This window comes from Roseibacillus persicicus (assembly GCF_014651675.1).
GTDB classification, from domain to species: domain Bacteria; phylum Verrucomicrobiota; class Verrucomicrobiia; order Verrucomicrobiales; family Akkermansiaceae; genus Roseibacillus; species Roseibacillus persicicus.
Map to the genome: position 1 here is coordinate 69513 of NZ_BMXI01000008.1, position 20993 is coordinate 90505.

General features: G+C 57.6%; 19 protein-coding genes. 12 read left to right on the forward strand and 7 right to left on the reverse strand.

Features of this window, described 5'->3' with window-relative positions; translation table 11 throughout:
- Positions 1-35: 35 nt before the first annotated feature.
- The 5 genes from IE099_RS10375 to IE099_RS10400 all read left to right on the forward strand — a co-directional run bounded on the left by IE099_RS10375 (position 36) and on the right by IE099_RS10400 (position 5210).
- Positions 36-578 (forward strand): hypothetical protein, encoded by a 543-nt coding sequence (locus tag IE099_RS10375; RefSeq protein ID WP_189569861.1) that lies wholly within the window; start codon positions 36-38, stop codon positions 576-578.
- A gap of 46 nt (positions 579-624) precedes the next feature.
- Entirely contained in the window at positions 625-1449 is an 825-nt protein-coding gene (locus IE099_RS10380; protein WP_189569862.1) for a hypothetical protein, read from the forward strand.
- A gap of 68 nt (positions 1450-1517) precedes the next feature.
- Positions 1518-2957, forward strand: a complete 1440-nt coding sequence (locus IE099_RS10385; protein WP_189569863.1) for a glycoside hydrolase family 10-like protein — start codon at positions 1518-1520, stop codon at positions 2955-2957.
- Positions 2958-3397: 440 nt separating this feature from the next.
- Positions 3398-3595: a CDGSH iron-sulfur domain-containing protein gene (locus IE099_RS10395; protein WP_229809488.1), complete on the forward strand. Its 198-nt coding sequence runs from the start codon at positions 3398-3400 to the stop codon at positions 3593-3595.
- 97 nt (positions 3596-3692) lie between these two features.
- Positions 3693-5210 (forward strand): hypothetical protein, encoded by a 1518-nt coding sequence (locus IE099_RS10400; RefSeq protein WP_189569866.1) that lies wholly within the window; start codon positions 3693-3695, stop codon positions 5208-5210.
- Positions 5211-5259: 49 nt separating this feature from the next.
- Here the strand turns inward: IE099_RS10400 and IE099_RS10405 are convergent, their stop codons facing one another.
- The 3 genes from IE099_RS10405 to IE099_RS10415 are packed head-to-tail and all read right to left on the reverse strand — an operon-like array spanning position 5260 to position 10274.
- Positions 5260-6618 carry an ankyrin repeat domain-containing protein gene (locus IE099_RS10405; protein WP_189569867.1) on the reverse strand — a complete coding sequence of 453 codons (1359 nt, stop codon included), beginning with the start codon at positions 6616-6618 and terminating at the stop codon, positions 5260-5262.
- A gap of 6 nt (positions 6619-6624) precedes the next feature.
- Positions 6625-7968, reverse strand: coding sequence for a DUF1552 domain-containing protein (locus IE099_RS10410; protein ID WP_189569868.1), 1344 nt, complete (start codon positions 7966-7968; stop codon positions 6625-6627).
- Complete coding sequence (locus IE099_RS10415; protein ID WP_189569869.1) at positions 7965-10274, reverse strand: DUF1592 domain-containing protein; 2310 nt, start codon at positions 10272-10274, stop codon at positions 7965-7967. Before IE099_RS10415 ends, IE099_RS10410 begins: the two co-directional genes overlap by 4 nt.
- 105 nt (positions 10275-10379) lie before the next feature.
- On the opposite strand from IE099_RS10415, the gene IE099_RS10420 reads away from it, so the two are divergent.
- The 3 genes from IE099_RS10420 to IE099_RS10430 all read left to right on the forward strand — a co-directional run bounded on the left by IE099_RS10420 (position 10380) and on the right by IE099_RS10430 (position 12490).
- Positions 10380-10664 (forward strand): hypothetical protein, encoded by a 285-nt coding sequence (locus tag IE099_RS10420; RefSeq protein WP_189569870.1) that lies wholly within the window; start codon positions 10380-10382, stop codon positions 10662-10664.
- Between the two features lie 63 nt (positions 10665-10727).
- On the forward strand, positions 10728-11570 hold the full coding sequence (locus tag IE099_RS10425) for a transglutaminase-like domain-containing protein (protein ID WP_189569871.1): 843 nt from the start codon (positions 10728-10730) through the stop codon (positions 11568-11570).
- A 23-nt stretch (positions 11571-11593) separates the two neighbouring features.
- The gene (locus IE099_RS10430) at positions 11594-12490 is read left to right on the forward strand and encodes a transglutaminase family protein (protein ID WP_189569872.1); all 897 of its coding nucleotides are present in this window, start codon (positions 11594-11596) and stop codon (positions 12488-12490) included.
- Here IE099_RS10430 and tsaE read toward each other — a convergent pair.
- A complete protein-coding gene (gene tsaE / locus IE099_RS10435) occupies positions 12483-12911 on the reverse strand; it encodes a tRNA (adenosine(37)-N6)-threonylcarbamoyltransferase complex ATPase subunit type 1 TsaE (protein ID WP_189569873.1) in 429 nt (142 codons plus the stop codon). The two genes, IE099_RS10430 and tsaE, sit on opposite strands and share 8 nt — an antisense overlap.
- 133 nt (positions 12912-13044) lie before the next feature.
- Here tsaE and rplU point away from each other — a divergent pair, with 133 nt between their 5' ends.
- From rplU to IE099_RS10450, 3 genes are all read left to right on the forward strand, one after another.
- On the forward strand, positions 13045-13359 hold the full coding sequence (rplU, locus tag IE099_RS10440) for a 50S ribosomal protein L21 (protein WP_189569874.1): 315 nt from the start codon (positions 13045-13047) through the stop codon (positions 13357-13359).
- A gap of 19 nt (positions 13360-13378) precedes the next feature.
- Positions 13379-13645 (forward strand): 50S ribosomal protein L27, encoded by a 267-nt coding sequence (gene rpmA, locus IE099_RS10445; RefSeq protein ID WP_189569875.1) that lies wholly within the window; start codon positions 13379-13381, stop codon positions 13643-13645.
- 68 nt (positions 13646-13713) lie between these two features.
- Positions 13714-14175, forward strand: coding sequence for a tRNA (cytidine(34)-2'-O)-methyltransferase (locus IE099_RS10450; RefSeq protein WP_189569876.1), 462 nt, complete (start codon positions 13714-13716; stop codon positions 14173-14175).
- A gap of 29 nt (positions 14176-14204) precedes the next feature.
- Here IE099_RS10450 and IE099_RS10455 read toward each other — a convergent pair whose 3' ends face one another.
- The 3 genes from IE099_RS10455 to IE099_RS10465 form a co-directional block, all read right to left on the reverse strand.
- Positions 14205-14876: a metallophosphoesterase family protein gene (locus tag IE099_RS10455; RefSeq protein ID WP_189569877.1), complete on the reverse strand. Its 672-nt coding sequence runs from the start codon at positions 14874-14876 to the stop codon at positions 14205-14207.
- A 66-nt stretch (positions 14877-14942) separates the two neighbouring features.
- Positions 14943-15968 carry an alpha-E domain-containing protein gene (locus IE099_RS10460; RefSeq protein ID WP_189569878.1) on the reverse strand — a complete coding sequence of 342 codons (1026 nt, stop codon included), beginning with the start codon at positions 15966-15968 and terminating at the stop codon, positions 14943-14945.
- Between the two features lie 25 nt (positions 15969-15993).
- The gene (locus IE099_RS10465; protein ID WP_189569991.1) at positions 15994-17424 is read right to left on the reverse strand and encodes a circularly permuted type 2 ATP-grasp protein; all 1431 of its coding nucleotides are present in this window, start codon (positions 17422-17424) and stop codon (positions 15994-15996) included.
- Between the two features lie 130 nt (positions 17425-17554).
- Between IE099_RS10465 and IE099_RS10470 the strand changes: the two genes are divergently transcribed.
- Positions 17555-20938: a transglutaminase family protein gene (locus IE099_RS10470; RefSeq protein ID WP_189569879.1), complete on the forward strand. Its 3384-nt coding sequence runs from the start codon at positions 17555-17557 to the stop codon at positions 20936-20938.
- Positions 20939-20993: the final 55 nt, after the last annotated feature.

Below are 20993 nucleotides of genomic sequence, written 5' to 3' on the forward strand. Positions count from 1 at the left end.
CGCACCTGATTTGACGACCATGGTTTAGTTGTTGGATGGATGGGGTAGCGCAAAAGGACTCGAAACTCGCCATCGCTCTCATCTTCCTCCCCGCCACTCTCGCGGCATTGTTCGGGCTCACTTTTCTCATTCCTGGCGAGCTGAAGAGCAACTATCGCACCCGTTGGGGCAGCTGCCTCTGCGATCCAAACGGAAGCTATTATCACTTCCGGGACGGACACGTGGTGGCCTACAACCGCCATCATCAAGTCGCGTATCTAGAGGGTCGCTTTGACGAGAGTTCGAAGCACTCCTACCGAGTTTACCGACAGAGTCACAACGTTCGGGATGAGGAGAACCTCGCCCTGATTGTGAAGCCCCGGCTTCTGGGTTGTTTCATCGAATACCCTGAAAGCGATTCTTCCGAATGGTGCTGGAATCTCAAGGACGAGCAGGAGGTCAACGAACTGATCAAAAAGCTGGAAGTCCACAGATACTTTCGCACGGAGGAAGGAGAGGAGCGGACCTACTACGACTCCGATTTCAAGGAGGTCCGGACTGAGTTCAAGCCTCATAAGAAAAGAAGGCAAACCCCGTGATTCCAGCGGCTGGCAGCCTTTCTGCTGGCTCTTTCGGGCTGACGCAATGAAGCTGCAACAAGACGTGAGAACCGCCCTCCTCAAGCTTCTTTTCCCTCTGGCCCTTCTGATTTTTCCGTTGGCGGCGCAGCAGGTGGGGCAAGAGGATCTCGCGACCGGACAGCAGTCGGAGCTCGGTGATGCTCCCGCTCACAAGCTGGTAGACTTCGGAGAGATCTTTAAAGATGAGCCTGATAAATTTCAGCGACTTTCCGACCGTTTTCAGGCCATCGAGGACAACTACGGCTTCTCTGTTTTCTTTGTGGCTTATTCTGGAATCATTGGCAGTGGAGTCTCGGAAAAGGCCGAACTCTTTCGTGACCATTGGCTCGGGAGGGAACGGGAAGGCCTCGTTCTCGTTTGTGACACCGACCTTAAGACAATGGCCTTTGCCCTGACCAAGGTCGATGGTCTGCCCAGGGAGCCTCGGGCGAAAGACTGGAAGCTTCCGGACTACGAGGCCATCGAAACCATGCAGGAGTTCATCCAGCTGGAGTCCAAAAGTTCTTCCGAATCCGAATACCTCTACGAGCTGGGGGAAAAATTAGCCGAGAACTTGGAAACCCGTCTGGCCAGCCCGGAGGAACAACGCCCGAGCCTTCCCAAGACCCTCCTAGCCATCTTCGCACTGGTCGCGGCTTTCGTTTCTTGGCTCATCTGGTGGATTCAGCGCAAATCCTCACGAGGTGACGATACTGCGGCTGTCACATTTCCTATGATTCCAATCGAGAGCCGCTTGGGAGCCCGATACGGCGGGGGGCTGGTGGGCGAGATTTCCTATCGAAACGAGTCCTCAACTCAGGATCGGGCAGACGGGCGCCCTGAAATGTGACACAACCGGAAAGTGTCATGGCGAATTAGAACTTGAGCCCATCGCTAGCTGTGGGACGTTAGTGGGGTATGCTTCGATTTGTCGCGATTCTCCTGCTGGGCCTGTTTCAATCCTGTTTCGCCCAAACTTTTTCCCCCAGCCGCGAACAGCCTCCAGCTGTTCCCCGCGAATTCCGCGGTGCTTGGTCAGCCTGTGTCTACAACATTGACTGGCCCAGTCGAAAGGGGATGAGCGCCGGAAGCCAACAAGCCGAACTGCGGGCCATATTGAACCGGATGCAATCGCTCAATATGAACGCGATCATCTTCCAGGTGCGGCCCAATGCGGATGCGGTCTACAATTCTTCTCTGGAGCCTTGGAGCTCTTGGATTAGTGGGACCATGGGACGCTCCCCCGGCTACGATCCTCTCAGCTTTTGCATCAGCGAGGCCCACGCCCGTGGAATCGAGGTTCACGCGTGGTTCAATCCCTTCCGCGCTCTGCCCAACAGCAGCATGCCAACCGCCCGCAATCACGTGACCCGCACCAACCCATCAGTGATTCGCAAGTTCAAGTCCTACAGCTGGATGGACCCGGCTAGCAGCTGGACCCGCTCCCACGCCCTCAAGGTCATGATGGATGTGGTTCGTCGATATGACATCGATGGCTTGCACATTGATGACTACTTCTACCCCTATCCCGACCTCAACAAGGACCTGACTCCCAAGCAAAAGTTCCCAGACGGAAAGACTCCCGCGCAACGCCGGGCCTATGTTGATGGTTTCGTAAAAGACATGTATTCCGCCGTGAAACGGGAAAAGCCATGGGTCCGAGTGGGCATCAGTCCCTTCGGCATCTGGCGCCCTGGCGTTCCTTCAGGGACTACCGCGAAAATCGACGCCTATCGCCACCTCTCGGCAGACTCCCGCAAATGGCTGGCCAACGGCTGGTGTGATTACCTGAGCCCACAACTTTACTGGAGAATCAATAGCGAACAGAGTTTCACCCGTCTGCTCTCCTGGTGGCGCCAACAAGGCCAGCGCCCAGTCTGGCCTGGAGTCGCAACCTCACGAATCAATTCCAGCGAAGACCCCGGCAGACCTGCCAGCGAAATTGTCAACCAGCTCAACTTCACCCGGAAGGTCGGTCGCAATTGGGTGGGGCACGTCCACTGGAGCATGAAGTCACTGATGGAGAATCGGGGAGGCATCAACAGTGCCTTGCAGCGCAACTTCTATGCCGAGGCAGCGCTCGTTCCACCCATGCCGTGGTTGAGCACCAAGGCACCACCCTCTCCCCGGGTGTCAGCCACCGGGACCTCGAGCGGGGTTCAGGTTCAGTGGAACCGGGTCAGCGGAGGAGCCAAGTATGCGGTGCAAGCCCGCTACGGAAAAACCTGGAGGTGTATCAAAGTGCTTTCCGGAGGAAGTTCGGGGGTCACGGTCCCAGCCGGGGCACAAGCAGTTGCAGTTACGGCAGTGGATCGCTTCGGAACGGCCAGTGCTCCCAGCGTGCTTTCCGCTCGGTAGAGCTTGGGATTACGGAAAATTTAAAAATCTTGTTAATTTTTCTTAACTAATTTGGGTGAAAAAGTTATGGTTCCCTCGGTGGCAATTTTCTGCACACTCACCCTTGACCCATGCAAGCGTTTCCACTAAGGCGCTTGTTCCCCCAAACTACATCCTCCCCAACAATACATGAACGTCCGTCTCTTTCTTTCACTTTCTTCCGCCGTCCTCATGGGATGGATGACCGCTAGCTACTTCAGTGCTGTTCCTCTTGACGGATATCTCTCAGAAGAAACTGAAGCCGTCGAAAATACCGAGATGGCGTTCAATTCCGCTGACCAGTCCCTGGTTAGCGCGAAATAGCGCCTGCCGCTAAACGAACTTGAGCAAGGGCGCAGCAGTGCTACGGTTTCGCTATGGAACCACCTAAGATCTGCGCGACCAAACCTTGCGTGCAAAAGATGGAGCCCGGTACCTATTGGTGGTGCTCCTGCGGACAGTCGTCGCATCAACCTTTCTGCGATGGAAGCCATCAGGGGACCAAAAGAGCCCCCGTCAAGATGGTGATCGAAGAAGAGCAAACCGTCGCGTGGTGTCTTTGCAAACATAGCAAAAATGCCCCCTTGTGCGACGGTTCCCATGCGAACCTGCAAACTTAGTCCTTTCCTTTTTCCGTAATCGGAGGACTTTGCCTTGCCAACACGGCGGCGTTTCGCTTGAAACTGTCCCCCCGCTTTGCGGTCTCTCTTTCTATTGATGTCTGTAAATCTCAAATGCGCGGCCTGTGGCCATCAAGTTCCTTTCCAAGACGGAGATTTGACAACCGAGGCGATCTGCCCCGGCTGTGAGGTGCTCCTGCGTCGTCGCGGGGAAGGTGACCAGATGGCGATTCCAGTCAGCATGGCTCTGCCAGAGCAATTCGAGCCCGCAGACCTCGGTCGCGTGCCCAAGCATTCGCAGGAGCTCATTCATCGCTACCAAAAGAGCGGCAACCTCCGGGCGGTAAAATCAGGTGACCCTCTCGCTGACAGCAACCTCGTTCTTGCTCAAGCAATCGAACGCTTGGCCCATGCCATCGAATCCGGCGGCGAAAGTCCTCTCATCCCTGAAAACCATGCCCCTGTGCCAGAGGAGGGAGGCCCCCAAGCCACTCACAACCCGGTAGCGCTCGCCGAAGCTAAAAACGGCATCCCCGTTCTTAGCGAAAAGGCTAGCAACGGGAAAACAACCAACGTGGACGAAAATGGTCGCGCTCTTCCGGTGGGAGCTCCTGTCTTGGTCCGACGGGAAGCGGCTGCGCAAGCCCATCGCTTTCAGCGGCAAACACAAGCTGCTACCGACATCAAGGGACCGCGCCAAACGGCAGTAGCCAAGTGGGTCGACAATCATCCCATCTTCATGATGATGAGCGGTCTGACTCTCCTCATAGCGCTCGTGGTCATGACCACTTTGCTCATGAATGGCTGGTTCTCCACCGACGATGAGAATCTCATTCCCACCTCCGCAATGGCAGGCGAGCAGTTGGCCAACGATCCGGACTTTAGCCACGCGGAAAAAGAAGCCCGCGGTTTTCTCAACGCCATCGCCTTAAACCCCGCGCGACCCTACATCTTCCGCGCAAATGCAATCGGACCCAAGCTCGACCGCTTCTATGAGCCCATCCCCGACCCGGCCAACTATGAGCTGGAGCTCAAGGGGAGGCAGCGCACTGGAAACCGCGCCGTCTACTTCTACCACGTCACCAGCGGGGACGCGACCCAGCCTCTCGTCGTCTTGCAGGAGGATTCGACCTTCAAAGTCTTCTGGGAATTCGGAGCCTGCGTGGGCGACATTTCTTGGAAATCGTTCGTCGAAGACGAGCCCAGCACACCGGTGCTCATGCGGGCGTTCTTGAGACCAGACGCCATTTACGATTCCGCTCACCCCGAGGAGGAGTGGAGCAGTTGGTTCGCGGAAGATTGGGATGGCAGCTATTCCGCTCGGGTTTTTGCCAAACGAGGTTCACCTGAAGACCGTCGACTACAGGCAGCATACCAAGAACATCCCGTTGTCCGCAGCGGCACCAATTGGGTGATGGCTCAGGTCCGCCTCAGCCACCTCGGAACCGCAGTGGATGGAATTCATGGAGCCTACGAAAGTGCGGAAGTAACAGAAGTCCCCCTCGGCTCTTGGCTGCCCGAAGAATTCGTGAGCGGAAACACATTCTATTCCGAAAAGGATCAGATGAAGGGCCCCACCAATGACCTGCAAGGCCTGCCAAAACGTCAATTCTAGGGGAACGCTGACTTAGCAAAAAATCTGACCCGATAAGGAAACCGCAAATTCAATGAGAACCCGGCGGTGGGGGTGAGGGCGTGGGCTCGACTCCGTGGGAGCGCATCACTTTCTCCAGGGCCTCCTCGGTGTATTGAATGGGGCGAAAGTTTCCGGGGCGAAATCCCTGCGCGATGAGCAAAGGCGTCCAGCCGTATTTGTTCTTCTGATTCCAAATCGCGATGTCGTGACCCTTCTCATCGAGAAAAGAGATCATCGCGGGCGAGCTTTTATAAGCGGCCCCGTGCATGGCGGTCTCGCCATTCTTATCGACATGATTGATGTCCGCGCCCAGCTCCAAGAGATAGGCCGCCATCGCCAACGCGTCCTCTTCCAATGACTGTTCCTCACCCGGGGCCAAGACCCCCAAACCGACGGCGGTTAGAAATGGGGTGGTGTCTTGCACGTTCCGCAAAGTCGCATCGGCACCGAGCTCGACTAACAATTTTGCCAGAAGCAAATCCCCCGACTGGGCGGCCATAAAGAAAGGAGTCATCCCCTGCCGATGCACACGCCCCCGGCCTCCTCCGCCCTTTTCGACCCGCACATTGACATCGGCCCCAGCCACCACCAGCTCACGCACAAACTCGAGGGTTCCCATCCTGCCATCGATGACGGGGGTTGGGATTCCGTCCGCGCCATCGCCACGGACCGTTTTGCGCACCCAGCTGATCGCGTGCAGGGAGGCAAATCCGGATCGCTGATCATCAGGGTCGGCTCCTGCCTTCACCAAGTCCAAAGCGAGCTCCAGATGGCCATTCTTAATCGCGAGCATCAGGGGCGACGTCCCCGTTCGCATATTAGCTCCACCGCCTCGTTTGGGTTGATAGGCCTTGGTGATGTCGGCTCCGTTTTCCAAGAAAACCGCAACCACCTCTCTTTGTCCGGCCCGGACCGCGAACATGAGAGCGTCAAATCCTGATGCCAAGGTGATATCGGAATCCGCTCCCTTCTCTAACAGCAGGCGCACCACTCCGGCATGCCCTTCCGAAGCCGCCCACATCAGAGCGGTCTGACCTCCCCGCGACAAGGCATCACAAGGAGACCCGCTTTCCAAAAGCAGTCTCACACAATCCCCATTGCCCGTACGAGCGGCAGTGGTGAGAACAGGTTCTCCCCCGGATCGAGAGGCCGCATCCGCGCCTTGCTCCAAGAGCATCTTCACCATGCGGGCGTTGCCGTTCTGACACGCCAGCCCGAGAGCGGTCACTCCCCGTTCGTTGGGTACGAGAAGGTCGACATCTTGCTTCAGAAGGGCAGCCACCTTCACTTCATCGTCGTGATAAACCGCCTGCAAAAAATCAGCGAGAGTCCCGCCGAAGAGACAGGAAGAACCCGCAAACCACGCGGTAACGAGATGAGTCTTCATCAACTACTAGATTCCTAGTGGTTCGAACAAATCATCGACCTGTCCATTGCTATCTCCAAATTGCCCCAAGGCGACGCCGACTTTATCTAACAGAGTCAAGTGCAGGTTGGCCAAGGGCGTCGGGTTCTCGTAGCGAATGTGACGTCCGCCCTGCATGCCACCCGCCGCGCCACCCGCGACTACGATTGGGAGGTTGGTGTGGTCATGGAGATTCGGATCCCCCATGCCGCTGCCATAGAGCAGCAGGGAATGGTCGAGCAAGCTACCCGCCCCGTCTTCGGTCGCCGCGAGCTTTTGCAAGAACTCGGCAAAGAGAGAGACATGGAAGCGGTTGATGCGGGACATCTTTTCAATCTTTTCCGGGTCGTTGCCGTGATGAGAAAGAGGGTGATGCGGATCGGTCACGCCAGCTTCGGGATAGGTCCGATTGCTGGTCTCGCGCGCCAATTGGAAAGTCGAGACCCGCGTGATGTCCCCTTGGAAAGCCAGCACCTGCAAATCGAACATAAGACGGGCATGATCCAGATATGACGCGGGCACGCCCATGGGGCGCTCGAAGTCCGGCACTGGATTGTCTTTGCTCGCGGCTTCGGCCTTTTGAATCCGCTTTTCAACATCGCGCACCGCGTCGAGGTAGTCGCTCACCTTCGAACGATCCGCTCCACCTAATTCGCGCTTCAGGCTCGCCATATCTTCTTTGACCCAATCCAAAAGAGACGAACGACGTTGGCGGGAAGCCTCGCGCTCTTCGGAAGTGCCGCCTTCGCCAAAGAGGCTTTCAAAAATCAAACGTGGATGAGCCTCGGCAGGAAGCGGGGTGGTCGGTGAGGACCAAGAAAGATTGTTCTGATAGACGCAAGCGTATCCGTTGTCGCATTGCCCGACGGTCTCCATGAGGTCCATGGACATTTCCAGTGAGGGTAGCAAAGTCCCCTGCCCGATTTGCTTGGCTGCAATCTGGTCGGCGGTCACCCCGAGAAAGTAGTCCGAACTCTCGGTGCGTTTGGCACGGGCGGCAGAAAGAAAGGCCGCGTTCGAAGTCGCGTGGGTGCCGGGGTAGGCGGGCTGCAGCTCGAGATTGCTGATCACGCTGACTCGATCTTTCACCGACTCGAGAGGTTGTAGAATAGGCGACAATTGACCCAGGGCCCCCTCCCCCTCCGGCGTCCAGCGCTTGATGTCCGACCCCATGGGAATGAAGACATAGCCCAGTCGCTTGACGGGGTTCGCTGCCGTCCGGCTCATGGCGGTGGCGGCAGGAATCATGGCATCCAGCAGCGGCAGGGCGACCGTCGCGCCCATGCCACGCAGCATGGTGCGGCGGGAGAGTGATTTTCTTGTGAGTATCATCGGGTTTGGCTCATGGTGAAGGGTTGGCTCCGGACAATGCCGAGCACGAGTTCGGAGAAGAGGTAATCGTTGTCTGCCGCCCCACGAAGGATCTCGCGAACAGCGGGATGATCGCTGGCCTCGAGGCCACGACCCAACGCGTAAGTTAACAGCTTTTCGGTCAAAGCGCGAGCAAAGAGGTCAGGGCGCTCGGCGAGCCCGGCAATGAGAGGCTCCACCCCCTGGAAAGTCCGCCCATCCGGCAGCCCGCCCAGAGAATCCACCGGCACCGCTTCTTCGAAGGAACGCCATCGCCCGACGGCATCATAGTTCTCGAGAGCAAAGCCGATGGGATCCATCAGGTCGTGGCAGGTGGCGCAAGCGGGCTTCGCGCTGTGAGCGGCCAGCCTTTCCCGCATGGGCAACTTCGCCGAGACCACGCTGTCATCCAAGGCGGGGATATCCGGGGGAGGCGGTGGGGTGGGAGTTCCGAGAATCGTTTCCAAAACCCAGTTCCCCCGAATCACCGGCGAGGTCCGGTTGGCGTAGGACGACACCGCCAGAAAGCTCCCCTGCCGCAAGAGTCCTCCGCGCTGGCTGTCTTTCTCCAAAGGAACCCGCCAAAAGCGACTCCCGTAAATCCCGGGGATGCCATAGTGAACCGCAAGGCGCTCATCGAGGAAGGTGAAGTCGGCAGTCAAAAGGTCGACCACCGGGCGATCTTCCCGCATCACGGTCTCGAAGAGCAACTCCGTCTCACGCCGAAACGATTGACGCAAGTTGTCATCGAAGTCCGGAAAGAGACGCAGGTCGGGAGCGATGGAATCGAGATTGCGCAGATGCAACCACTGGTCTGCGAAATTGGTGACCAAAGAATCCGCCCGCCGATCCATGAGCATCCTCTGCGCTTCCCGAGTCAGAACTTCCGGCTGCGAAAGCTGACCCGCGGCCGCCAAGTCCAACAACTGGTCATCGGGCAAGCTGCTCCACAGGAAAAAGGACAAGCGCGACGCGATGGCGAAGTCGTCCAGGGGGTAGACCGTCCCCGATGGCAGACCTTCGGGATCATCTTCCACGCGAAAGAGAAAACGGGGACTCACCAGCACGGCCGCAAGCGCCGCCTCCATGCCTGCCTGAAAACCCTCGCCGCGCGCTTCCTCAAAGAACTCCAGCGGGCGCACCAGGTCCTCATCGTCGACCTCCCGGCGATAGGCCCGACGAACCAATGGACGTAAAATTTTCTCGGCCGCCGCACGTTCATCCTCGGGACTCAGCCCCGTCTCGGCCAAGACCCCGAACGGTTGCATCTCACTCCGCTCCATGGGTCCCACGATGGAAACCTGATAGAGCGCGGGCGATTGTCGGGGATGGCGGTGACGATTGTAGCTGGCGTCGTAGGGCTCGCGCTTGTTTTCCAAAAGCTTGGGCGGCTTTGCCACAAAGGTGACCCCCAACTCCGCCGGACCCGCTGGGACCTCGATGAGACACTTCAAGTTGGCATCCACTTGGGTAAAGTCCTTCCGTCCCTTGGGTCGGCTGACCGGCATCAGGGACTTGCGCTCGCCATCGACGAGCACCTCGACCTCATGATCTTCGTAGAGTCCCTCCACCATTTCATCGCGGTCCCGCGTCAGGCGCAACGAGACTTCATAAGTCCCCGCTACCGGAAAAGTATGCGGAAGCAAAACACCCCCGCGAGTGCCCAGGGGCAATCCCGGCACATGCTTTTCCTGTGTCCGATCCGGAGGCAGGCGAAAGACCCGACCTTCAGGTGAGGCCGGCGCGTTCCCCACCGCGAGCCGACTGATTTTTTGCGCCGCTGTCAGATAGCGATTCAAGAGAGTCGGAGAGAGATTGCTCACCGTCACATTGTCGAAGCCATGGCTGGAATCGTCTTTCGGCAAAAGCTCACTGACATCGACCTCCAGCCCCAACAGGTCGCGCACCGCATTGCGGTATTCCGTCCGGGTCAGGCGTCGCAGGGTTTCCCCTCGCCCGACTTGGGGAGACTTCTTTGCCGCCCTGTCGAGCTGACCGCTCAAAGCCGCGACAATTGCTTGATACTCCTCGTCGTCCGGGCGCTCTTCATCGGGCGGTGGCATTTGCCGGGTATCGAGACGCAGCAGAGCCTTTTCCCAAATGTCCGAGTGCCCAGTGAGCGGCCTTTCCAACAAAGCCTCCAGATCCAGCCCGCCCTTCTCAATGCCGCCTCCATGGCAATCGACGCAATAGAACTCCACCAAGTTCACCACCGCCTCAACAGGCGGCCCGGGCTCTTCCGCAGAGAGAAGGCCAGTCAGGATGAACGGGAAAAAGAAAGAACGCACGCAACCAAAGCTTACCCGAGGCGCGCGCCATTTCTTTTAACAATTCTCCGCAAAAATTAAACTCGGCGAATTTGCGCGAAAGCAATTCAAGGTCTACCTCTTGCCATGGCTTGGATAACCTGCCCGTGCGAGCTTTGCGGATTGGAGGACCGCTGCAATGTGCACCATCTCATTCCGCGAAAGTGCCATTCCAAGAAGTGGTTCCGAAACTGCTACTCCCGCGAAGAGATGAAGACCCGCCTCGCCCGGTTGTGTCACACCTGCCACCGCCAAGTCCACGACTTCATCCCGAACGAAATCGAGATGGGTAAGAAATTCAACACCATCGACCTCCTCCTCACCCACCCCCAGGTTGCCAATTATGTCGCCTGGCGACGACGGCGGGGATGAGGAATGACCGCCGCGAAGAATAATTTTCGCGTTCCCAAAAAACTGAACGAGAATGGCCACGAAATGAGCTTTTTTATCTCCTCCGAACTTTCCTATCAGGTGGGTGCCCGCAGCACGATCCTGCTGAACATCCACGCCCTCGCCTCCGAGAGCCAAACTCTCGTTGATGAGAAATTCACCGTGACCGAAGGCTGCGACTGCGAGTTCTTCTACCTCGGCTTCGGGCAGAACCGCTTCGTTCGCATCGATACCCACGAGGTCAGCGACCTGCTGATCATCTACGAAGCCGAAGCCCGGACCAATCCCTCCTCGCTCCGAATTCAGAATATCAATGAAGTTCCCATTCTGGAGATGAGCCCGGATGCGCTGCCTTATCTCTTTCCCAGCCGCTATTGCGAATCCGACAAGCTCGGCAATGAGGCCCGCAACCTCTTCGGGCACATCAATCATCCTCTGGAGCAAGCGTCCCAGATTGCGGAGTGGATTTACCAGAACCTCAGCTACGAGATTGGGTCCAGCGACGCCTCGACCTCGGCCTTCGACACCTATCAGCAACGGGCCGGGGTTTGCCGCGATTTTGCCCACCTTGCGATTGCCTTCTGTCGTTCGCTTTCCATCCCCGCGCGCTACTTCACCGGCTACGCCTGCAATATGGTGCCGCCTGATTTCCACGCCTGCTTCGAGGTCTGCGTCGGCAATAACTGGTATCTCTTCGACGCCACCCGCCTGTCATCGCCCAACGGATTGGTCCGCATCTCCTCCGGTCGCGACGCTGCGGACAGCGCGGTGGCCACCATTTATGGAGATGTGACTTTGCAAAGTAGCAAGGTCAGCTGTACGTCCCCCGACTTCGTGGCGCCGACCAACGATGAGCTGGAAGGCAAAGCGATCCAGCTCGGAGCCTAACGGATTCCTTCGTGCAAAAACAAATGAGTTCTTCCCAACAACAACAACAGCAAAGCCAAGGACCCGGAGTCGTGAACGTGCTTCATCGCACGACCTATCGCTACAACTTCCCGGTCACCTTCCAGACCCACCGCATGGTGCTGCGTCCCCGGGAAGGCCATGACCTCCAGATCCAGAGCCACGAACTCACCGTCTCGCCCAACGCCACTTTGGCCTGGACGAAAGACGTCTTCGGCAACTCGGTGACCCACGCCTTCTTCGGCGACGAGCAAGCCAACGAGCTGATCATCGAGTCCAAGCTGCGCATGACCCGCCCGCCCATCAAGGCCCTCGACCCCAGCTACCCGCACGAGGATTCGACCTTTCCCGGCATCGTCTACGACCCCTTGGAGCAAGCGGCCCTGACCTGCTATCTGATCCCGACCTATCCGGAAGAGGCCCAGCTCCTCAACCCCTGGCTCAACAAACTCCCCCAGGCACTCGATTTCACCGACTCCTACGCCTTCATTCTCGAGCTCACCCAACACATCAATCGGGAGATCACCTATCGACGACGCGAGGAAAAAGGCACCCAGACGCCCGCCACCACTGTTTCCCTCGGCAGCGGTTCCTGCCGCGACATGGCGACCCTAATGATGGAAACCCTGCGCCATCAGGGCATCGCGAGCCGGTTTGTGAGTGGTTATCTCGATTGCGATGCCACCCGCGCGGCGCAGGGCTCAACCCACGCTTGGCTGGAGGCCTACCTTCCCTTCCGCGGTTGGCTGGGCTTCGATCCCACGGCGGGACGGGCTTGCGATCACCGGCATTTCGTCATCGCCACCAGCCACCACCCGCGCGGAGTGATGCCGATTTCGGGAAAATTCTTTGGCGCCGGCAATGCCTACGTGGGGCAGACTGTGCAAGTGGAGTTCAGCTGAAAGGCCCGCTGGCCCGCTCGATTCGGCGGCCTTCCTTTTCCTCCGTAATTTTGAGCCAAATTGTTCCCACCGGAAAGATCGTCGGGAACAGGTCCGCCCATTCCGCGATCACGATGCCCTCTTCCTCCAAATAATCATCCCAACCCAGCCGCAAAACCTCGTCTTCGGTCTCCAAACGATAGAGATCGAAGTGAAAAACCGGCAAGCGACCGCCCGCGTATTCCTGCAAAAGAGCAAAAGTCGGACTGGTCACCACTTCATCACTTCCCAAGCCGCGGAGCATCCCTTTGGTCCAATGGGTCTTGCCCATCCCGAGCCCTCCCACTAGAGCGAGCACGGTTCCAGCGGGTAAATCGTGTGCGAATTCGGCCCCTCTTTCGACGAGGGAATCGGCATTAGGGCAAAAAATTGGAAAATCCATCTTCGTTTCTGTCAAAAAAACCTTGCTGCAAGTGGTCGGGTGTGGTGAATTCCCCGCCCGTCGCGAGACTAGACCGTTCGAACTGTGTGTCGAACCTTGCTCCGGGCAAACTCAATTTTTCAGAAAGAACATCATGGCATACGCAGTGATCAAAACCGGAGGCAAGCAGTACCGTGTGGCTGCTGGTGACAAGATCGACGTCGAGAAGCTCGACCTCGAGGTAGATTCCGACACCACCTTTGACCAAGTGCTCATGGTGAACGACGGAAGCTCAATCCGCATCGGCAGCCCTGTCGTTGATGGAGCAACAGTAACCGCTAAAGTTCTCGACCAATTCCGCGGACCCAAGGGTGTTGCATTCAAATTCAAGCGCCGGAAAGGTTTCCACAAAACCAAAGGCTTCCGCCGCCACATGACTAAGCTGGAAATCACCAGCATCAACGGATAATTTTTACCCCCTCAGACCAATGGCACATAAGAAAGGACAAGGATCGGTTAAGAACGGACGCGACTCACGCAGCAAGCGTTTGGGCGTCAAGAAGTTCGGTGGCGAAGCAGTCATCGCCGGCAACATCATCATCCGCCAGCGTGGCACCAAGTGGCACCCCGGTAAGAACATCGGCATGGGCAAGGACCACACCCTCTTCGCCCTCACCGACGGCAATGTTTACTTCGACCGTGACGGCCGCCGCGTGAACGTTGCTTCCGACCAGGAAGCCGTTGTTGCGAGCTAAGCCCCGGCAAGATACTATTTTTCAAAGAGCGGCGTTCCCATTCGGGTCGCCGCTTTTTCTTGTCCACCATGTTCCAGATCGTCCTCGTCGAACCCGAAATCCCACACAACGCCGGTGCTGCCGGACGTCTCGCGGTGGCGACCGGTTCCCAGCTTCATCTCGTCAAACCCCTGGGCTTTTCCATTGATGAAAAGGCGGTGCGTCGGGCGGGCCTTGATTACTGGAAGCACGTCGACCTCGTGGTCTGGGAAAGCTGGGACGAATTCCAAGCAGCGCATCCCAACGCGCGGCAGTGGTTTCTCAGCACCAAGGGAACCGGCAATTTGTGGGAGACGAGCTTCCAAGCCGGCGATCAACTCATCTTCGGAGCCGAAACCCGCGGACTCTCCGACGAGGTGCGCGCAGGAGTCGACCCCTCACAACTGATCCGGATTCCCATGGCCGAAGGCCCAATCCGATCGCTCAACCTCTCCACCAGCATCGGGATCGTCCTTTTCGAAGGCTGTCGGCAGGTCGGTGGGTTCAAGTAAGCCGCTTCTGAAAAGTAAGAAAGCGCTAATTACAAGTCCCCCTCGCGGACTTCACCGTCGACGTTGGTCTGGAAGTAATGACCAGTCTCCACGTGCAGCCCGGTCAACCAACCACCCCGCCCGGGATCGGTGTCGATACAGACGGCGTGTCCGATATTGAGCGGAACATGGGATTTCTGCGCGGTGTGTCCGCAGATCATGACTTTGCCCGAGCAATGAGGTTTGGGCGGCCCATAGAACGGGTGGTTGAACTTTTGATGCACCAGGGTGTAGGGCAGCTGCTCGTTGACCGGGACTTCCGCCTCCAGATAGGCGTGGACGAAGATGTGAGTATCGGTTTCGACGTAGGGCTTGTTGCGCAAAAGAAATTGCCAGTGCTCCTCGGGAACATCGTCCATCCCATTGGGTCCGTAGGAATCCAGGGTCTCTTGCCCACCCCAGACATCGACCCAATGCGCGTGATCGGTCTTGTCGATGCGCGAGAGGACGAACTTTTCCTCATGGTTGCCGCAGAGGCAGTCGATGCGGAACTTTTGACTTTGCTCGATGAGAAAGTCGATCACCCCTTTCGAGTCCGGTCCGCGATCCACATAGTCGCCCAAGAAAATGATGTGATCCTCAGGCTGGGGATCGAGGGTCTTCCAAAGAGTCAGCAGAGGGTCGAGGCAGCCGTGAATATCGCTAATGGCAAGTGTTCTCATCGTTTCGACGAGATTCTTACCGCTCAGGAGAGGCTGTAAAGTATCGGTTGCCCCAATGGCAAAGTTCTAGCTCTGCGATTGCGTTTGAGTCGCGACGACGGGTTCCGGCTCCTCCTCTTCCTCCGGCTCGTCGTCTTCGACAACGGGGTCGGCGGGATAGGAATAGGCCTGATGAACTCCTTCGTTGATCGCGATCAGGCTTTGCTGAACTCCATCGAGGAATTCGTGCAAGTCCCCTTCGATCTCGCCCGAAAACGCGCCCAAATCGAGCTCGGCCAAGAATCGCCCGCAATTCCGCTCGCCCTCGTTGTTGAAAACACCCAAGGCCGAACCGGAAAGCTCGTGCAGGACATTGTTCACCTCTCTCACGCAATAACGGATGGAGGGCGGGAAGACTGGATTGTAGACTAAAGTTTGATTCAAGCGCGGCCAATCGGCTTCCACATTGCCAAAACCACGTTGCGATCCCGCTCCGCAGCCGCGCATAATGCAAAGCCAGACATAGGGCTCAAAGGCATGCCCCTCGTCATCGTCCTTGCCAGGCATGAAAGTCTTCAGGTCGAGCAAGCGCGAGGTCTGGTCGGCCCGCTCCAACATCGTTCCCAAACGAAGGAAGCACCACGCTTCTTCGCGCGGCATCATCTCTTCAATCAAGCCGCGCAGCTGCAGACAACCCTGCCGCACGCGGGCTCCATAGACCGCCGGATTGAGGGTTGCGGAAGAGTTCGACTGATCCTTGCACCAGAGATAGAGCTCGTTGAGCACTTCCCACAACTCGGAAGAAAGCTGCTCGCGCGCGCCCCGGGCATTCTCCCGGGCAAAGGTGAGAGCGCGGAACACCGAGCCCGCATTTTCTCCATCAACCAACAGGAAGCGGTGAAAGTCCTCCTTGCTCTCCAACTGCTCGATATCCTCTTCCCCGTATCCATAGGAACGCAGGATGGGTTTCCAGAACAAGTCGGCGGAACATAATTTGGGATGGCTATAATCCAAAGCCAGCTGATCGGCGACTTCAACGATTCGGGCGAGACTCTTGGCTCGCTCGACATAACGCGACAGCCACATCAGGGATTCGGCAACTCGGGACAACATAATGTAAAAGCGTTTGGAAAAAGGATTAGTAGAGGACCCAAGTGTCTTTGCTGCCACCACCTTGGGAGGAGTTGACTACGATGGAGCCCTCGTTGAGAGCCACCCGAGTCAATCCACCAGGAACCACCCGAGTCTCTTCACCCGCTAATATATAGGGACGCAGGTCGATATGCCGAGGGGAAATCTGATCGTCGCAGAAGGTCGGATGGGTAGAAAGGGAAATCATGGGCTGGGCCACATAGTTGCGGGGTGATTCCTTAATCTTGCCGCGGAAGTCTTCAATCTCCTTCTTCGTCGACTTGGGTCCCACCAGCATGCCATAGCCACCGGACTCGTTGGCCGCCTTGACCACCAACTGATCGAGGTTTTCCATAATATGGCTCATCTCCTTTTCTTCCGAAGCGAGATAAGTCTCCACATTGGGAAGGATAGGCTCTTCATCGAGATAATATTTGATGAAGTCCGGCACATACTTGTAGACCACCTTGTCGTCAGCCACCCCAGTGCCAACGGTATTGGCAAGAGCCACATTCCCGGCGCGATAGGCACGCATGAGACCCGGAACGCCTAACAGCGAATCCTTGCGAAAGACTTCGGGGTCGAGGAAGTCGTCATCAATGCGCCGATAAATCACATCCACCCGCTCGAGGCCTCGGGTAGTTTTCATGTAGACCACTTCATTTTGCACGACGAGGTCGCGCCCTTCCACAATCTGAATCCCCATCCGGCTGGCGAGAAAGGAGTGCTCGAAGTAAGCCGAGTTATAGACCCCGGGAGTCAGCAACACACAAACTGGCTCGTGATTGTCCGGCTGGCTGAGGCCTTCAAGGACTTCTAACAACCAGTCGCTGTAGACATCGACCGGACGCACTCCCATCTCTTGGAAAAGGGAGGGGTAGACCTTCTTCATCGCGGCCCGGTTCTCTAACAAATAACTTACACCGGACGGACAGCGGCAATTATCTTCCAGCACGAGGTAACCGTTCTTCTCATCCCGAATGAGGTCTGTGCCGCAGATCTGGACATAGCTGTCATTGGGCACCTTGACGCCCCGCAATTCGTCCCGGTAGTGGGCGGCGGTGTAGACGGTTTCCTTCGGGATGATCTTGTCCTTGATCACCTTTTGATCGGAATAAATGTCTTTGAGAAAAAGATTCAGAGCCTCGATCCGTTGAATCAGGCCCTTTTCCAAAAGCGCCCATTCATCGCCGGGAATCACCCTCGGGACCGGGTCAAAGGGGAAGATGCGCTCGGTCCCCTCGTCGTCGTTGTAGACGGTGAAAGTAACGCCCTGCTTGAGAAAGGAGAGGCTCAGGGTTCTTTGAATGGATTGAAATTCCTCCGGAGTGACGTCTCCCAATCGTTCCACCACCGCCTGATAATGGGCTCGAAATTCCCCCGATTTTTTAAAGGCTTCATCAAAGGCTTCAGCGGGTTGGTAGTTGTCAAAGAGCATATCTGTGGTAACGGAGGTGGCGTTCACGCAAGTTTGTCTAGATTTCGAATTCTTACAAGAGTTGGCCCTCAATAAGCTAACAAAACATTGCGGTTCACTCTCTTACCCTCCTTTTAGCAACTTTCAGGCCATGTCGATTCAATGTTCGCTCCACCACAAGACCAGCTATCACTATGAGCGCCCTGTTAAGCTTGGCCCGCAGGTCGTTCGCTTGCGCCCTGCGCCCCACTCGCGTACCGCGGTCACGGCCTACTCGCTCAAGATCTCGCCCGAAACTCATTTCCTGAATTGGCAGCAGGATACCCAGGGTAACTTCCTTGCCCGGCTGGTCTTTCCCGAGCCCGTCAAGTCGCTCGAGATCGAGGTCAACCTGATTGCCGACCTTTCCCCCATCAACCCCTTCGACTTCTTCGTCGACAAGGAGGCCGAGACCTACCCCTTCGAATATCCCGAGGAGTTGCGTGACGAGTTGCGCCCCTTCCTCGCCATTGATGCCAAGGACGCCCGCAGTGACGAGCTGATTGCCTTCCAAGAGACGCTCAAGCTCCGCGAGGACATGGGCATCAACGAATTCATGGTCACCGTCAACCAGGCGGTGAGCGAGACGGTGGGCTACACCATTCGTCTGGAGCCCGGCGTGCAAACCCCACAGGAGACTTTGCTCAAGCGCAAAGGGTCCTGCCGGGACTCGGCCTGGTTGCTCATCAACTTGATGCGTCGGCTGGGAATCGCCGCGCGTTTTTGCTCCGGCTATCTCATCCAGCTCAAGGCCGACCAAAAGCCCGTCGATGGCGGCGCGGAAGGCCCGGCGGAAGACTTTACCGATCTGCACGCTTGGACGGAAATCTACCTCCCGGGCGCAGGTTGGGTCGGGCTCGATCCCACTTCCGGTCTTCTCGCTGGCGAGGGCCACATTCCTCTTTGCGCCACCGCCCACTATCGCGATGCCGCTCCCTTAACCGGTAGCCTGTTAGAAGCCGATGAGATCGAGACCGAGTTCGATTTCGACATGAAGGTCGACCGCGTGGCGGAAACCCCACGTGTCACTCTCCCCTACGACAAGGATCAGGAAGCAGCGATTGAGAAGCTGGGGCATGAGCTCGACAAGCGGCTCAAGAAGCAAGACATGCGGCTGACCATGGGAGGCGAACCGACCTTTGTCTCCGCCAACGAAATGGAGACCCCCGAGTGGAACACCGACGCCCTTGGGCCGACGAAGGAAGCCTATGGCGAAACCCTTCTGCGCAAACTCTACGACAAATTTTCTCCCGGTGGATTCCTCCACCACGGCCAGGGCAAATGGTATCCCGGCGAACCCCTTCCCCGCTGGGCCTTTACTTCCTACTGGCGTAAAGATGGCCAGGCGATCTGGACCGACCCTTCCCTCTTTGGCCGCCCCGACAAGGACTACGGCCACGACCACAAGACCTCGGAAGCCTTCACCCGCCTGCTGGCGAAAAATCTGGGCTTGAGTGACAAATACGCCCGCGCCGCCTTCGAGGACATCTACTACTATCTTTGGAAAGAACGCCGTCTCCCCGTCAACGTCACGGTCGAGGACTCCCGTCTGGACGACAAGTTGGAGCGCGAGACCATTGCACGCATCTTTGAACAAGGGCTGGGCACTCCGGTGGGACACATCCTGCCATTGACGCACGATCCGGATGGCAAGGACTGGCTCACCGGACCTTGGCTGTTAGGCGGCGAAGAAGTGTTCCTTCACCCCGGGAATCACCCCATGGGCTACCGGCTTCCTCTGGATGGGCTGCCTTGGGCTAAGCGCGAGGACCATCCCAACCTCGAGCCCATCGACCCTTCCATTCCCCGTCCCGCCATGGAAGGCGAGCGCCTCTTGCCCGCATCCATGCGCCAGCAAGCAGCTTCTCTGCGTTTGCCTGCAGCGACTGGTTCGGAGCGACGCGGTCTTTCCAGCGAGGAAATTCTGGAACGCCAGCGCGAAGCCGCTTTGCGAGAGCCCGAGACCGGCAAGTCCGCCAAGGATCAGGTGCGCACCGGTCTTTGTGTGGAACCCCGTGACGGTCGCTTGCATGTCTTTTTCCCACCCATTCCCGAGACCGAGGCTTACCTCGAGCTCGTTGGCGCGATGGAGGAAACCGCCAAGGAAATGGGCACCCCGATCCGCATCGAGGGTTACAAGCCGCCCTCCGATCCCCGCCTCAATTCGTTCTCGGTCACCCCGGACCCCGGCGTTCTCGAGATCAACATCCACCCGTCGAAGAGTTGGGATGGCATCGTGGAAAACACGCGCGTGCTCTACGACGAGGCTCGCAAGTGCGGTCTCGGCACCGAAAAGTTCATGCAAGACGGTCGCCACTCCGGCACCGGAGGCGGCAACCACATCGTGGTGGGCGGCGAGACTCCCCTCGACTCCCCCTTCCTGCGCAGGCCTGACCTGTTGCAGTCGGTGGTGACCTACTTCAACAATCACCCCTCCCTCTCCTACCTTTTCTCCGGTCTCTTCATTGGGCCCACTTCCCAAGCTCCACGCTTGGACGAAGCGCGGCACGAGGCCATTTACGAATTGGAGACGGCCTTCACTTCTTTGCCGAAAGGCGACACCACCTTGGACAACTGCCAATGGTTGATCGACCGCGTGATGCGCAATCACATTACCGACCTCACCGGCAACACCCACCGCTCCGAGATCTGCATCGACAAGCTCTTTGGCCCTGGGCCAACGGGTCGCTTGGGACTGGTGGAATTCCGGGGCTTCGAGATGCCACCCCATCCCGAGATGTCGCTCTCGCAGCAACTGCTCATTCGCGGTTTGCTCTCCCGCTTCTGGGACGAACCTTATGACGCCAAGCTGGTGCGCTGGGGCTCTTCCATCCACGACAAGTGGCTCCTGCCTCATTTCCTGAAAGACGACCTCGACGAAGTGGTGGGCGACTTGCGCGCTCATGGTCTCGCTTTCGAGCCGGACTGGTATGATCCTCACCTCGAATTCCGCTTCCCTCTCATCGGCGAGCACCAGGAGCGCAATATCGATATCGAGATTCGCCAAGCCGCCGAGCCTTGGAACGTGCTTGGCGAAGAGTCCTCCTCCAGCGGCACCGCCCGCTACGTGGACTCCTCGGTTGAGCGGGTTCAGGTGAAAGTCTCCAACCTCACCGAGTCGCGCCACATGATCACCTGCAACGGCATCCCCGTTCCGCTCCATCCCACCGGACGCAAGGGCGAATTCGTGGCGGGAGTTCGCTTCCGCGCGTGGGCACCGTTCTCGGCCATGCACCCGGCCAAGCCCATCAACTCGCCCCTGACCTTTGACCTCGTCGACACTTGGAATCAAAAATCGCTGGGAGCTTGTCAGTATCACGTCGTCCATCCCGGTGGCCGCAGCTACGACGACTTCCCATTGAACGGTATGGTGGCGGAGTCCCGTCGCCGCTCCCGTTTCTTCAACATGGGCAAGACCGCTGGAAAGCTGAATCCGCAGATTCCCGCCCCCAATCCGGACTATCCCCTCACCCTCGATTTGCAGCGCTTTTCCTAACGGTGAGAGCTTCGACAAGTCTAAGGTTGAGGCTCTCCGATGATAGCTGAGCTGA